The organism is Phaeovulum molybdatiresistens, assembly GCF_023544865.1.
Taxonomy (GTDB): domain Bacteria; phylum Pseudomonadota; class Alphaproteobacteria; order Rhodobacterales; family Rhodobacteraceae; genus Pontitalea.
This window is the reverse complement of record NZ_JAMJFX010000010.1, coordinates 57,810-71,705: the sequence shown is the minus strand read 5'-3', so window position 1 is coordinate 71,705 and position 13,896 is coordinate 57,810. Positions and strand designations below refer to the sequence as shown.

Below are 13,896 nucleotides of genomic sequence, written 5' to 3'. Positions count from 1 at the left end.
GATCCGATCAGGCGCCCCACGGGGCGCCTTTTCATATCGGCCAGCCGTGACCGCGCAACACCGTCAGGATCTGGTCTTCGCATTCGGGCCGGCCCGCGTTGATCGCCTGCTGATGCAGGAACCAATACAGGTATTTGTCGAATTCGGGCAGCTGGTCCAGCGCCGCGAAGGCGGGGTTCAGCCCGTCGCGCGGCACGCAACCGGCGATATGGTGAAAGTCGATCCGCCCGAACAGCACGGCGGGCTTGTGCAAAACGAACCCCTCCAGCGCCAGACCGCTGTTTTGCGACACCACGAAGCTGCAATGTTGCAGCGCGTGGCGGGGATTGCCGGTTTCCACCGTCAGCCGCTGATGGCGCGCCGTCAACGCCGCCAGCGCCGACCGTTCCGCTGCACCATAGGTTTCACGCGGATGCAGGAAGGCGCGAACCGGCAGATCGGTGCGCGCCAGAACCTGATGCAGCATGTCGATCGGGCTCATGGCTTGAAACGACCGGTGGCTGGTCAGCCGCCCCTGCAGCGGCACGAAAACAAAGCCGCCATCCGATACGTCATTTCCGCCGGAATAGAGCCTTTTTCTCCAAAGCCCGCCAAAGGCAGCGGCGGCAGCCGGGTCGATCTGATCAGGGTCAAAGGTGGCCTTTGCCACGGGCCATTCCCAACGCTCGGCCTGCGCCTCGATGTGCCAGAACGCCCCGACATAGGTGCGCCGACAGGTCAGCGCGCGCGCATGTGTGGGCTGTTCCATGTGAAACAACGCGTAGCCGCCCCGCGCCGGCGCCGCGAGCCGTTCGGCCAGCGTGCTTTCACGCAATTCGACGCGCCAGCCCCGGCTGCGCACCGCGCCGGTCAGGCGGTGGAAGAAATTATGCTCGCCGGCGCGGGCACGCGCCAGGGTGGGGGCATCAAGGTAGATACGCAGGATCTCGTTACGCGACATGGGCGCATCTAGCCGCGCCGGCTTGCGGGGGGCAAGGGTTGCATGCATCTGCCCGGGGCCTCATATCTGCGTCAAACGGAGGGTATCATGGCGGAAGACAAGTTTCCCGGCTGGCACGGCACCACGATCATCGGGGTGCGCAGGGGCGGTCGCGTGGTCGTGGCGGGCGACGGGCAGGTCAGCCTGGGCCAGACCGTGATCAAGGGCACCGCGCGCAAGGTCCGGCGCCTGTCCCCCGGCGGGCATGAGGTGGTGGCCGGTTTCGCCGGATCGACCGCAGATGCCTTCACCCTGCTGGAACGGTTGGAAAAGAAACTGGAGGCCGCGCCCGGCCAGCTGGCCCGCGCCTGCGTGGAACTGGCCAAGGACTGGCGCATGGACAAATATCTGCGCAATCTGGAAGCGATGCTGATCGTCACCGATGGCAAGGCGATGTTCGTCCTGACCGGCGCGGGTGATGTTCTGGAACCCGAACATGACGTGGCCGCCATCGGCTCGGGCGGGAATTTCGCGTTGGCCGCCGCGCGCGGGCTGATGGAAACCGATCTGGATGCCGAGGCCGTTGCCCGCAAGGCCATGGCGATTGCCGCCGATATCTGCGTCTACACCAACGGCAACCTGACGGTGGAGTCGATCGGTGGCTGACATCACCCGCGACGATCTGCGTGCCGCCGTGGCCGCCGGATTTGTCACCGAGGCGCAGGCCGCCCGGCTTTTGACGCTGGCGCAGGCCCGCGCCGGCCACCGCCAGGCGCAGGATCCCGAGGATGAACCCTTTGAGCTGTTCAAGGGCTTTGCCGAGATCTTCCTGTCGGTCGGGCTGATCATCCTGATCACCGGGATCATCGGGCTGTCGGCGTTGCTGGGCCATCCGGGGCTGATCGCGGCTTTCTCCGCCGCGCTGTGTTGGATCTTTGCGGGCTATTTCACGCTGAGGCGGCGGATGGTGCTGCCCTCGATCGTGCTGGTCACTGGTTTTGCGATGGCGCTGACCGGGGTGATGGGCTGGATCATCGGCAAGAACCTGTCGCTGGACAGCACCTTCACCGGCAGCGCGCTGATGCTGCTGGGCGGCGTCGCGGCGGGGCTGGTGGCCTGGTATCGCCGGTTCCGGCTGCCCTTCACCGTTTTCCTGCTGGGGCTGTGTGGCCTTGGCGCGGTGCTGGTGCTGACCCATTCGGTCAACCCGCAGGCCTTTGCGGGCCATTGGCAGGATCTGTTCGACCTGCGCGGCGGGTCGGGGTTGGCCGTGGGCACGCTGGTCTTCGGTCTGGGCGCGCTTGCCGCCGGGCTGTGGTTCGATATGCGCGATCCGCACCGGCTGGGCCGCCATTCGGCCAGCGGCTTCTGGCTGCACATTCTGGCGGCGCCCGCGCTGGTCAACACCGTGGCGCTGACGTTTTACAACATGGGTCCGGGCGCGGGCTATGGCCTGCTGGCGCTGGCCTTGGCGCTTGTCACCGCGCTGGCGCTGGTGATCGACCGGCGCAGCTTTCTGACCGCAGGCATCGGCTATCTGGCGTTCCTGATCGGCTATGTCGCGCGCAATGGCGGCGGGCTGGACTGGGCCTGGATCATGGTGATCCTTGGCCTTGTGCTGACCAGCCTTGGCACCTTCTGGACCGACCTGCGCGCCCGCCTGATGCGCGCGCTACCCCCCTTTCCCGGCAAGCACCGCCTGCCCCCCTATTCGGAGTGAGCCATGACCACCCTGACCCCCCGCGAAATCGTGTCCGAGCTTGACCGCTTCATCATCGGGCAAAAGGACGCCAAGCGCGCCGTGGCCGTCGCGCTGCGCAACCGCTGGCGGCGCAAGCAGCTGGCCGATGACCTGCGCGAAGAGGTTTATCCCAAGAACATCCTGATGATCGGCCCCACCGGCGTCGGCAAGACGGAAATCAGCCGCCGTCTGGCGAAGCTGGCCAAGGCGCCTTTTCTGAAGGTCGAGGCGACGAAATTCACCGAGGTCGGCTATGTCGGGCGCGACGTGGAACAGATCATCCGCGATCTGACCGATGCCGCGATGATCGAAACCCGCGACCGGATGCGCGAAGAGGTCAAGGCCCGCGCGCACAAGGCCGCCGAGGATCGCGTGATCACCGCCCTTGCCGGCACCGACGCCCGCGAAGCCACGCGCGAGATGTTCCGCGGCAAGCTGAAACGGGGTGAGCTGGACAGCACCATGATCGAGCTGGAGGTCGCCGACCAATCCGGCCCGATGCCGATGATGGGCATGGGCGGCCCGGGGATGGACATGCAGATCCAGGGTCTGCAAGACCTGTTCAAGGCCATCGGCGGCGCCCGACGCACCCGCAAGCGGTTGACCGTGGCCGAAAGCTATGACCTGCTGATCTCGGAAGAGGCCGACAAGCTGCTGGATGATGAGGCGGTGAAGGCTGCCGCACTTGAGGCGGTGCAGGAATCCGGCATCGTCTTCATTGACGAAATCGACAAGGTCGCCGCCCGCGCCGAAACCCGTGGCGCCGATGTCAGCCGCGAAGGCGTGCAGCGCGACCTGCTACCGCTGATCGAGGGCACGACCGTCTCCACCAAATATGGCCCGGTGAAAACCGACCACATCCTGTTCATCGCCAGCGGCGCGTTCCACATTGCCAAGCCCTCGGACCTGTTACCGGAACTGCAGGGGCGCCTGCCGATCCGGGTGGAACTGAAACCCCTGACCGAGGAAGATTTCGTCCGCATCCTTTCGGAAACCGACAATGCCCTGACCCGCCAGTATACCGCGCTGATGGCCACCGAAGAGGTCACCGTGACCTTTACCCACGAAGGCATCGCGGCGCTGGCCCGGATCGCGGCGGATGTGAACCGCAGTGTGGAAAACATCGGCGCGCGCAGGCTTTATACGGTGATGGAACGGGTGTTCGAGGAACTGTCCTTCACCGCGCCGGACCGGGGCGGCGAACAGGTCACCGTGGATGCCGCCTTTGTGGAACGCCATCTAGGCGATCTGGCGCGGTCCAGCGATCTTAGCCGTTACGTGCTGTAGCACGGGCGCAGCGACGGCCGGGGGCACTGGCGGCGGCGGACCTGCGCCGTTATCCTGCGCGCATCTGTTCAGGGGGATCAGGTGCGCCGCATCGTCAGTGTTCTTTGTCTGTGTCTTGTTGCCGCCTGCGCCCCGCGTGGCGAAATCCTGCTGGTTGAGGACGCGGCCCTGCCCGCACGGTCAATCTTTGTGGGCACAACCCGCGGGCCAGACCCGGAAACCGGGCAGGATCTGGGCCGGGGGCGGCTCGAGTCGCTGCGCTTTGCGCGTTATGATGTTTCGGTTCCGCCGGATCGCGGGCCGGGTGACATCAGCTACCCCGACCCCCGCCGCGCGCCCGACCCTGCGCGCGACTTCCTGACCACCGGGGCCGAGTTTTACCCCCAGGCCCCGGCCTTCCGCGCCGATCTGCGCCGCGCGCTGGCCCGGAACGGCGGTGAAGCGGTGGTGTTCGTGCATGGATACAACAACACCTTCGCCGAGGGCCTGTATCGCTTTGCCCAGATCGGCCATGACCTGAAGGTTCCCGGCGTTCTGGTGCATTATTCCTGGCCGTCGCGGTCCAATGTCATGGGCTATGCCTATGATCGCGATTCCGCCCTGTTCGCCCGCGACGGGTTTGAACATCTGTTGCGCGAAATCCGCGCTGCAGGGGCGCGCCGGATCGTGGTGATCGCCCATTCGATGGGCGGCGCGCTCAGCATGGAGACGCTGCGTCAAATGGCGATTTCAGGCGATACAGAGACGCTTTCACGGGTGAATGGCATGGTCCTGATCTCGCCCGATCTGGATGTGGATGTGTTCCGCGCCCAGGCCCGGCGGATCGGACGGCTGCCAGATCCGTTCATCATCTTCACCTCGCGCCGCGACCGGGCCTTGCAGCTTGCCGCGCGCCTGACGGGGGAATCGGCGCGCCTTGGCAACCTGCAGGACGTGACGCCGATTTCCGATCTGAAGGTGACCATGGTCGAGGTCGGCGCCTTCGCCACCGGCGAGGGCCATTTCGACGTGGCGAAATCACCCGCCCTGATCGCGCTTCTGGGATCGACCGGCGAGGTGGCCGCCGTGCTGGAAGGCGATCAGACCGGGCGCACGGGGCTGATCCCCGGCGTGGTTCTGACGGTGCGCGAGGCCACGCGGATCGTGCTGACCCCGGTCGACGAACTGGCGATGGGCCTGACGAACTGACCGCTAGCGCCCGCGCCGCAGATAGACGTAATAGGCGCCCGATCCACCGTGCTTCAGATGCGCCTCGGTCACCTGCATGACGGCACCGCCCAGTGGCGGCAGCCGCAGCCAGTGCGGCACTTGGTGACGCAACACGCCCTGCCGCTGCGGGATTGGCCCGTCATCAAGACCACGCTTGCCCTTGCCGGTGATCACCAGCACCAGCCGACAGCCACGGTCCTGCGCGTTCAGGATGAAGCGGATCAACTCGGGGTGGGCCTGGGCAAGTGTCATGCCATGCAGATCGATCTTCGCCTCGGGTTCCAGCTTGCCGCGCGTCATGTGGCGATGCGTCTTGCGATCCATCACCACCGGCTGGCGCGCCAGCTGATCCGCGATCGAGGGGGCCAAATCGTGGCGGAAGGCATAGCCCGGCGCGGATTGGCCGATGCGGAAATCCTTGACCTCGGGATGCACCTTTTTGGGCGCGGGCTTTGCCGGGGTCGCGGGCGCGGGCGGTTCATGCGCCGGACGCGGCGGATGAAACGCCGTGGTCGTGGCCGCGACGCGCGACCAAAGATCGCGTTCTTCCGGGGTCAGCTTGCGCGGGCGGCGGGTCATCGGCCCGGCCTGCGCGGGAAACGGGCGGCCAGGCGCACCGGACGACAAACGAAAAACGCCGCCCCGCTGGCGGCGTGATCCCCGGGACCAAGGCCGGGAAGGTTTTCCCTGCGCAAAGCCCGCATCGGATTAGCCGCCCGTGGCGACAAGCTGCCAGTTCGGATCGGCGCTGCCCATCTTGCGCGCGAAGGTCCAGACATCGCGCTGCTTGCGCGGCGCCTTGGGGTCACCCTCGACAATATTGCCTGCCGCGTCACGGGCCGACGAAATCAGCTCGCCGCCAAACCGCACCGTCACCTCCGCCTCGCGGCTGGTGGGGTCGAACTCTGCCCCCGCGATGGTCAGTTCGCGCAGGCCCAGGAATTCCGCCTGCACCGTCAGCCCGCGTTCCTCGCGCGCCTTGACCACACCGTCAAAGGCATCGAACACCTCGGGGGCAAGGAAAGGGCGCACGCGTTCCAGATCGCCTTTTTCAAAAGCCATCAGGATCATCTCATAGGCGCCGCGGGCACCTTGCAGGAATTCACCCACCCCAAAAGCAGGCTCAACCCGTTTCATCGCGGCCAGCGCACGGGCCGCATCGCTGTTATCGGGGACGTGATCGACAATGTCGTGATCGACGCCGCCATCGATCACCTCAAAGCCGCGGCGGGCGACGCCGGGTTCAGGGCGTTCGGCCGGCTGCAGCGGCTTTTCAAAGCCTTCGCGCGTGCCCAGCACGCTTTTCAGCTTAATGATCAGGAAAATCGCGATCCCTGCAAGAACGATCAGCTGAATCACGGCATTCTCCATCGGCGGTCCTCGGGCAAGCGGGGCGTTTGTAATTGACGCATCCACACTTATGTAGGGCAGGGGCGCGATCAAGTCCACCAGCGCCCCAAACAGTCAAAGGAAGCGCAGGATGTGGATTTTTCTGGCCTTTCTCGCAGTTCCGCTGATCGAGATCGCGCTGTTCATTCAGGTCGGGGGTCTGATCGGGCTTTGGCCGACGCTGGGGCTTGTGGTGCTGACCGCGATTGTCGGCACAACGCTGGTGCGCAGCCAAGGCGCGCAGGCCCTGGCCGATCTGCGCCGCGCGATGGCGGAACTGGGCGATCCCACCGCGCCCCTGGCGCATGGCGCGATGATCCTGTTCGCGGGCGCCATGTTGCTGACGCCGGGTTTTTTTACCGACACCGTGGGCATCGCGCTGCTGATCCCGCGGGTGCGTCTGGCGGTGATGCGCTATCTGGCAAGCCGCGTCACGGTGGCCAGCTTTCAGATGGGCGGGGCCGGCACGGCCCGGCACGACCCCCATCGCCCCGCACATTCCCCCGATGTGATCGATGCCGATTTTCAGGAACTTGATCCCGACGCGCCCGCACGCCCCATGCAGGGGCGCGGCCCCTCGGGCTGGACACGCGGCGGATCGGGGCATTGAGACGCCGGGGCCGGGGTGCTACACCCTTGCCCAAACGGAACAGTGGAGAACCTTATGTCAGAAGAAACCAACGGCGCCGCCCCGGCGCAGCCGCAGACCGCGCCCCAGGTCAAGATGAGCGTTCTGGCCCAGTTCGTGCGCGACATGTCCTTTGAAAATGTCGTGGCGCAAAAGGGCCTGCAATCGGCCGATGTGCAGCCCGAAATGCAGGTTCAGGTCAGCCTGGATGCGCGCAAGCGCCAGGTGGAACACCAGTATGAGGTGATCACCAAGTTCAAGGTGACCTCGACCAACAAGGCCAACAACAGCCCGCTTTACCTGCTCGAGCTGGATTACGGCGGGATCTTCCACATCGAAGGCGTGCCCGAAGAACAGATGCACCCCTTCCTGCTGATCGAATGCCCGCGCCTTCTGTTCCCCTTCGTGCGCCGCATCGTGTCGGATGTGACGCGGGATGGCGGCTTCCCACCGTTCAACCTGGATACGGTCGACTTCCTTGCGCTGTATCGCGCCGAACTGGCCCGCCGGGCCGAGGCGCAGCAAGCCACCGCCGGCGCCCAGCTGTCCTGAGGGGCGCGACACGCTGCCTCTGGGGCAAGCTGACCACGTGACACACCGCGCCGCCGGACCGATGATCCGGCGGCGCATCAATTTGGCGATACCATGACCGAGATGATTCCCGCCTGGGTGGGCGAAACCCTGACCCCGGCCGACAAGCTGGACGTTCACCGCAAGGGGCTGCGGCACAAGGCCGTTTCGGTCTTTGTGCTGGATGGTGACCGCGTGCTGATTCAGCGCCGCGCCGCGGGCAAGTATCATTCGGCCGGGCTTTGGGCGAACAGCTGCTGCACACATCCCCATTGGGATGAACCGCCCGAACACTGCGCCCTGCGCCGCCTGCGCGAAGAGCTTGGAATCACCGGCCTCTTTCCTGCCCATGCCGACCGGCTGGAATATCGCGCCGATGTGGGCAATGGCATGATCGAACATGAGGTCGTCGATATCTACATCGCCTATGCCCGCCCCGGCATGACCGTCACGCCCGACCCCGCCGAAGTATCCGAGGTGCGCTGGATCGACTTGCACGATCTGGCCGCAGAGGTGCAACGCCACCCCGAACGATTCTCGAAATGGCTGGCGATCTATATGTCCGGCCCGATGGACCGCATCTTTTCCCGCCACCTGCTGCGCTAGGCCCTTGCGCCGCGCGGGGCATGCCGGGGAATTTGCCCTAACCCATGCGAAAGCGCAGGCGGCTCTGGCCATCCGGGGCATTTGCTGCAATTTTGGTTATGTCGGGAAAAGGGTAGCTCAGCAGCGGGGGGCAGCATGCATATGTCAGGGGGCCGGGCACTGCTTGCGGCACTGGCGTTGCTTGCGGCGGGCATGGCGCCCGCGCAGGCGCTTGACCGGTTTGCCTTTGACACCCCCGGCGCGGATGCGGAGCTGCATGATATCCTGGCGGCCGCATCCCTGACGCGCGAAGCCGCCACCGCCGAGGTCACCGACCCCCAGGGCCTGTTCGCGGCCGCCCGCGCCGATTACGGCCGCATCCTGGGCGCGCTTTATGCCGAGGGCTATTATTCCGGCGTGATCTCAATCCGCATCGACGGGCGCGAGGCCGCGGCGATCCCCCCGCTGGATGCGCCAACGTCCATGCGCGCGGTGGATGTCATCATCACCCCCGGCCCGCGTTTCGATTTTGCCCGTGCCGCGATTGCGCCGGTTGCCCCCGGAACCGACCTGCCCGAGGGCTTTGGCCCCGGCAAACCGGCCCGATCCGGCCAGATCGTCGCCGCCGCGACCGCCGGCGTTGATGGCTGGCGCAGGCAGGGCCATGCCAAGGCAGGCGTCGCGGGCCAGACCATCACAGCCGACCATCGCGCCCGGACGCTGGATGCCGCGATCGCGCTGGACCCCGGCCCCCGCGTCCGCTTTGGCACCTTGCGCACCAGCGGATATGACCGGCTTGATCCCCGCCGTCTGGCCAAGATCGCGGGCTTTCCCACCGGCGAGGTCTTTGACCCCGCAAAACTGGATCAGGTCCGTGCCCGCCTGCGCCGCACCGGCATCTTCAGCTCGGTCACCCTGACCGAGGCCGAGACGCTTTCCCCCGGTGCGGTGCTGGATGCGGATCTGGCCGTGGTGGAACAAAAGCCCCGGCGCATCGGCTTTGGTGGCGAATTGTCCACGCTCGACGGTCTGACGGTGTCAGGCTACTGGCTGCACCGCAACCTGCTGGGCGGTGGGGAACGCTTCCGGATCGAGGGCGAAGTGGCCGGCATCGGCGGCACCACCGGCGGCGAGGATTACACCCTGGGCCTGCGCATCGACCGGCCCGCGACGCTGTCGCCCGACACATCGGGCTATATCGAGACGAAACTGGCCAGGGTTGAAACAGATGATTACCTGTCGGATGAATTCAGCTTTGGTCTGGGCTTTGACCATATGTTCAACGACCGGCTGACCGGATCGGCAGGGCTGCGGTACAGCATTGCCAAGGTGCGCGAAAACGGCAGCCGGCGCACCTTTGAACAGCTTGCCTTGCCGCTGAACCTGACCTTCGACAACCGCGACAACGCGCTGGATGCCACGCGCGGCTATTATGCCGCCGCCGACCTGACGCCCTTTCTGGGCCTGGGCACCACCGGATCCGGCGCCCAGATCAAGGCGGATCTGCGCGGCTATCGCGGGTTCGGCGTCGAGGACCGCTTTGTGATTGCCGGGCGCGCCCAGATTGGCGCGGTCTATGGATCGACCCTGCTGGAAACGCCGCGCGACTATCTGTTCTATTCCGGCGGCGGCGGCACGGTGCGCGGCCAACCCTATGAATCGCTGGGGGTGAATGTGCTGCGCGGTGGCGATCAGCGCACGGGGGGCACGAAATTCCTGGCCCTGTCGGGCGAATTGCGCGCGGACGTGACGCGGAAGATTGGCGTGGTTGCCTTTTATGATGCGGGCTATGTCGGCGCGGTCGATTTCTTTGATGACGCGGGCGACTGGCATGCGGGCGCGGGTCTGGGGCTGCGCTACAACACCGGGATCGGGCCGATCCGGCTGGATGTGGCGGCGCCGGTTTCGGGCGGGACAGAGGACGGGGTGCAGATCTACCTCGGGATCGGGCAGGCCTTCTGATGCGCGGTTTTGTGCTTTCCCTTCTGCTGCTTGTGCTGCCCGCGACGGTGGCGGCGCAGGACAGCGCCCCTGCGCCCGTGCCCGCCGAACAGACCGCGCGCGACCGCAGCTATCTGACCGCCCTGCTAGAGGACAACCTGTCCGGCGCGGGCCGCACCATCCGCATCGACGGGTTCGCGGGTGCCCTGTCGTCACGCGCAACCTTTGATCAGATGACCATCGCCGATGACGAGGGCGTCTGGCTGACCATCCGCGATGGGGCGATCAGCTGGACCCGTTCGGCATTGCTGTCAGGGCGGGTCGAGATTGATGAGCTTTCCGCCGCGGTGATCGAACTGCCCCGCGCGCCGCAATCTGCCGGGGGCGACACCCCGTCGCCCGAGGTCAAGCCCTTTGCCCTTCCGGACCTGCCCGTTTCGGTGAAAATCGGCAAGATCGAGGCCGGGCGCGTGGTGCTGGGCCAGGCGCTGTTCGGCGCCGCCGCCGAGGTGTCGCTGACGGGGTCGATGCGCCTTGAAGGCGGGGAAGGATCGGCAGACCTGTCGATCAACCGGATCGACGGGCGCGAAGGCCGCCTGTCGCTGACCGGGTCCTACGCGAATGCCACCCGCCAGCTGGCGCTGGACCTGTTGGTCGACGAAGCGCGCGATGGCATCGCCGCCAATCTGATCGGGCTGCCCGGCACGCCCGCGATCAGCCTGGCCATTGCCGGTTCCGCGCCGATCGACGATTTCACCGCCGATATCCGGCTTGCGACGGATGGCGCGCCGCGGCTTACGGGGGCGGTGACGCTAAGCACCCTTGCCACCACAGGCGCAGCACCTGAACGGCGGTTCCGCGCCGATCTGGGTGGCGACATCTCCCCGCTGCTGCCACCCGAATACCGTGGCTTTTTCGGCGATCAGGTCACCTTGCGGGCCGAGGGTGCGCGCCGCCCTTCGGGCAGCCTGAGCCTGCCGGTGCTGTCCATCGACAGCCAGGCGCTTGATCTGGAAGGGGCGGTCGAACTGCGGCCCGACGGCATGCCCGAACGCGCGGCGCTGCGGGTGCGGATCGGTCTTGGCACGGGGCAGGATGTCCTGCTGCCTTTGGCTGGCGAACAGACCTGGCTGCGCGGCGCCAACCTGCAGATCGGCTATGACCGGGCGCAGGGCGATGGCTGGTCGCTGGACGGGCGCATCGCCGGGCTGCGCCAGCAGGCGATGGACATCCGCGGCCTGCGGCTGACCGGCTCGGGGCGGATTGCCCAGCGCGCGGGAAGGGCCCTGTTCGGCGGCACGGTTGATTTCGCGGCAAGCGGGCTTCGCATGACCGATCCGGCCCTGGATCAGGCGGTTGGCCCCTTCCTGTCCGGGCGCACGGTGTTTTCCTGGCAACAGGGCGAACCGCTGCGCCTGCCCCGGCTGCGCGCCACCGGTCGTGGCTATGCCATGAACGGCGCGCTGCGGTTGGATGGCCTTGATACCGGCGTCACGGTTTCCGGCGGGGTTGATCTGCGCCACAGCGCGCTTGGCAATCTGTCGGGTCTGGCAGGGCGTGACCTGGGCGGCCGGATCGAGGGCCGGGTTGAAGGCAGCTATACCGTTCTGAACGGCGCGTTCGATGCCGAACTGGCCGTGGCCGGCACCGATCTGCGCCTGAACCAGCCCGAAGTTGACCGCCTTCTGGCGGGGCGGTCCACCGTGACGCTGTCGGCACGGCGCGACGAAACCGGCATCACCCTGCGCCGGGCCGAGGTGAGCGCCCGCGCGCTTGCCGGCACCGCCCAGGGGGTGATCCGCACCGGCGCCAGCGACCTGACCGCCAGCGCGGAAATGACCGATCTGTCGATCCTGCGGCCCGGCCTGCGCGGGGCCCTGCGCGCCGAGGCCACCTTTGCCGAGGCCGAGGGCACCCGCCGCGTGACGCTGGATGGCACCGGGCGCGGGCTTGGGATCGGCCAGCCCGAGATTGACCGGGTTCTGGCCGGCGAAACACGCCTGTCGCTGCTGGCGCTGGACCGCGATGGCCGCATCCGGCTGGAACGGCTGCAGCTTGAAAACCCGCAACTCAGCGCCACCGCCGATGGTGTGATCGACCAAGAGACGCGGCGGATCAATCTGGATGCCCGCCTTGCCAATACCGCGCTGATCGCGCCCGGATTTCCCGGCCCTCTGACCCTGTCGGGCACGGTCACCGAACAAGCCACCGCCTATGCGCTGGATCTGGCCGGCAGTGGCCCCGGCGCAAGCCGCGCCACGATCACGGGCAACATCGCCCAGGATTTCAGCCAGCTTGATCTTGCGATTGAGGGCGCGGCCGAAACCGCGCTTGCCAATGCCTTCATCGCCCCACGTTCGGTTCAGGGACCGCTGGGGTTTGACCTGCGCCTTGTCGGGGCGCTGGGGCTGCAGGCGCTGTCGGGGCGCGTCGTCGCATCGGGCGCGCGTCTGGTGGCGCCGACATTGGGGCTGACGCTGGACGATGTCGATCTGGTGGCGACGCTTTCGGGGGGGCAGGCCCAGATCGACGGCGGCGGGCGGCTGTCTTCGGGCGGAGCGCTTGGCCTGCGGGGGCCGGTTGCCCTGACGGCCCCGTTCAACGGCGATCTGGCGGTCACGCTGGACCGGCTGCGCCTGCGCGACCCTGACCTTTATGATACGCGGGTCTCTGGCAGCCTGTCGGTCACCGGCCCGCTTGCAGGTGGCGCCCGGATTGCGGGCGCGCTGGACATTGCGGAAACGGAACTGCGCATCCCCTCGACCGGTCTGGGCGGGGTCGCCGCCATCCCCGACATCACCCATATCGGCGAACCCGCGACCGTGCGCGAAACCCGCGCCCGCGCCGGGCTGCTGGACCGGCCGGATGAAAGCGGTCGCCGCGCGGGCCCCGCCTACCCGCTGGATGTCACCATCACGGCACCCCGGCAGATTTTCGTGCGCGGCCGCGGCCTTGATGCCGAACTGGGCGGCGCGTTGCGCCTTGGCGGCAGCACCGCCGACATCATCCCGATCGGGGAATTCAGCCTGATCCGCGGTCGTCTGGACATCCTTGGCCAACGCTTCACCCTGGACGAAGGTCAGGTCGCCGTTCAGGGCGCGCTGATCCCCTGGATCCGATTTGCCGCCACCACCCAACAGGACGACTTTACCACAACCGTCACCATCGAGGGCGAGGCCAGCAGCCCGGCGCTACGCTTCACCTCGACGCCCGAACTGCCCGAAGAGGAGGTGCTGGCGCGGCTCTTGTTCAACCGGGGCCTCACCCAGCTGTCGCCGTTGCAGGCGGCCCAGCTTGCCTCGGCCGTCGCAAGCCTTGCGGGCAAGGGCGGCGAGGGCATCGTGGGCCGCCTGCGCCAGGGATTCGGGCTGGACGATCTGGACATCGGCACCAGCGAGGAAGGGGAAACCCAGCTGCGCGCCGGGAAATACCTGTCCGAGAACCTTTACAGCGATGTCGTGATCGACAGCGCGGGCAAGTCGCAGATCAACCTGAACCTTGATGTCACCCCCAACCTGACGGCGCGCGGCAGCCTCGGCTCGGATGGCGATAGCGGGATCGGCCTGTTCTTCGAACGCGACTACTGATCCCTTCGGCTTTGGCCAAATATCCTCGGGGGGTGCGGGG

12 protein-coding genes are annotated in these 13,896 nt (G+C 66.9%); 9 read left to right on the top strand and 3 right to left on the bottom strand.

Annotation, left to right across the window (positions count from 1 at the left end; all coding sequences use genetic code 11):
- Positions 1-31: 31 nt before the first annotated feature.
- The gene (locus MXB90_RS09115; RefSeq protein ID WP_250043810.1) at positions 32-940 is read right to left on the bottom strand and encodes a hypothetical protein; all 909 of its coding nucleotides are present in this window, start codon (positions 938-940) and stop codon (positions 32-34) included.
- An 87-nt stretch (positions 941-1,027) separates the two neighbouring features.
- On the opposite strand from MXB90_RS09115, the gene hslV reads away from it, so the two are divergent.
- The 4 genes from hslV to MXB90_RS09095 all read left to right on the top strand — a co-directional run bounded on the left by hslV (position 1,028) and on the right by MXB90_RS09095 (position 5,135).
- A complete protein-coding gene (gene hslV, locus MXB90_RS09110; RefSeq protein ID WP_250043808.1) occupies positions 1,028-1,585 on the top strand; it encodes an ATP-dependent protease subunit HslV in 558 nt (185 codons plus the stop codon).
- Positions 1,578-2,639 (top strand): hypothetical protein, encoded by a 1,062-nt coding sequence (locus MXB90_RS09105; protein WP_250043806.1) that lies wholly within the window; start codon positions 1,578-1,580, stop codon positions 2,637-2,639. Before hslV ends, MXB90_RS09105 begins: the two co-directional genes overlap by 8 nt.
- Positions 2,640-2,642: 3 nt before the next feature.
- A complete protein-coding gene (gene hslU, locus MXB90_RS09100) occupies positions 2,643-3,947 on the top strand; it encodes an ATP-dependent protease ATPase subunit HslU (RefSeq protein ID WP_250043804.1) in 1,305 nt (434 codons plus the stop codon).
- Positions 3,948-4,028: 81 nt separating this feature from the next.
- Positions 4,029-5,135, top strand: a complete 1,107-nt coding sequence (locus MXB90_RS09095) for an alpha/beta hydrolase (protein WP_250043802.1) — start codon at positions 4,029-4,031, stop codon at positions 5,133-5,135.
- Positions 5,136-5,138: 3 nt separating this feature from the next.
- Here the strand turns inward: MXB90_RS09095 and MXB90_RS09090 are convergent, their stop codons facing one another.
- Positions 5,139-5,735, bottom strand: coding sequence for a Smr/MutS family protein (locus MXB90_RS09090; RefSeq protein WP_250043800.1), 597 nt, complete (start codon positions 5,733-5,735; stop codon positions 5,139-5,141).
- Between the two features lie 129 nt (positions 5,736-5,864).
- The gene (locus MXB90_RS09085; protein ID WP_250043799.1) at positions 5,865-6,527 is read right to left on the bottom strand and encodes a Tim44/TimA family putative adaptor protein; all 663 of its coding nucleotides are present in this window, start codon (positions 6,525-6,527) and stop codon (positions 5,865-5,867) included.
- 109 nt (positions 6,528-6,636) lie between these two features.
- Here MXB90_RS09085 and MXB90_RS09080 point away from each other — a divergent pair, with 109 nt between their 5' ends.
- The 5 genes from MXB90_RS09080 to MXB90_RS09060 all read left to right on the top strand — a co-directional run bounded on the left by MXB90_RS09080 (position 6,637) and on the right by MXB90_RS09060 (position 13,856).
- Entirely contained in the window at positions 6,637-7,155 is a 519-nt protein-coding gene (locus MXB90_RS09080) for an FxsA family protein (protein WP_250043797.1), read from the top strand.
- Between the two features lie 54 nt (positions 7,156-7,209).
- Positions 7,210-7,725: a protein-export chaperone SecB gene (secB, locus tag MXB90_RS09075; RefSeq protein ID WP_250043796.1), complete on the top strand. Its 516-nt coding sequence runs from the start codon at positions 7,210-7,212 to the stop codon at positions 7,723-7,725.
- Positions 7,726-7,818: 93 nt separating this feature from the next.
- Positions 7,819-8,349, top strand: a complete 531-nt coding sequence (gene idi / locus MXB90_RS09070; protein ID WP_250043795.1) for an isopentenyl-diphosphate Delta-isomerase — start codon at positions 7,819-7,821, stop codon at positions 8,347-8,349.
- 135 nt (positions 8,350-8,484) lie between these two features.
- Positions 8,485-10,290 carry an autotransporter assembly complex protein TamA gene (locus tag MXB90_RS09065; RefSeq protein WP_250043794.1) on the top strand — a complete coding sequence of 602 codons (1,806 nt, stop codon included), beginning with the start codon at positions 8,485-8,487 and terminating at the stop codon, positions 10,288-10,290.
- Positions 10,290-13,856: a translocation/assembly module TamB domain-containing protein gene (locus tag MXB90_RS09060; protein ID WP_250043793.1), complete on the top strand. Its 3,567-nt coding sequence runs from the start codon at positions 10,290-10,292 to the stop codon at positions 13,854-13,856. The genes MXB90_RS09065 and MXB90_RS09060 overlap by 1 nt, the downstream gene beginning before the upstream one ends.
- Positions 13,857-13,896 lie beyond the last annotated feature (40 nt).

What these genes read in the sequence shown, in the direction of transcription:
- MXB90_RS09115 (WP_250043810.1), bottom strand. Translation starts at nt 940, where the DNA reads ATGTCGCGTAACGAGATCCTGCGTATCTACCTTGATGCCCCCACCCTG.
- hslU (WP_250043804.1), top strand. Translation starts at nt 2,643, where the DNA reads ATGACCACCCTGACCCCCCGCGAAATCGTGTCCGAGCTTGACCGCTTC.
- hslV (WP_250043808.1), top strand. Translation starts at nt 1,028, where the DNA reads ATGGCGGAAGACAAGTTTCCCGGCTGGCACGGCACCACGATCATCGGG.
- secB (WP_250043796.1), top strand. Translation starts at nt 7,210, where the DNA reads ATGTCAGAAGAAACCAACGGCGCCGCCCCGGCGCAGCCGCAGACCGCG.
- MXB90_RS09065 (WP_250043794.1), top strand. Translation starts at nt 8,485, where the DNA reads ATGCATATGTCAGGGGGCCGGGCACTGCTTGCGGCACTGGCGTTGCTT.
- idi (WP_250043795.1), top strand. Translation starts at nt 7,819, where the DNA reads ATGACCGAGATGATTCCCGCCTGGGTGGGCGAAACCCTGACCCCGGCC.
- MXB90_RS09080 (WP_250043797.1), top strand. Translation starts at nt 6,637, where the DNA reads ATGTGGATTTTTCTGGCCTTTCTCGCAGTTCCGCTGATCGAGATCGCG.
- MXB90_RS09060 (WP_250043793.1), top strand. Translation starts at nt 10,290, where the DNA reads ATGCGCGGTTTTGTGCTTTCCCTTCTGCTGCTTGTGCTGCCCGCGACG.
- MXB90_RS09090 (WP_250043800.1), bottom strand. Translation starts at nt 5,735, where the DNA reads ATGACCCGCCGCCCGCGCAAGCTGACCCCGGAAGAACGCGATCTTTGG.
- MXB90_RS09085 (WP_250043799.1), bottom strand. Translation starts at nt 6,527, where the DNA reads ATGGAGAATGCCGTGATTCAGCTGATCGTTCTTGCAGGGATCGCGATT.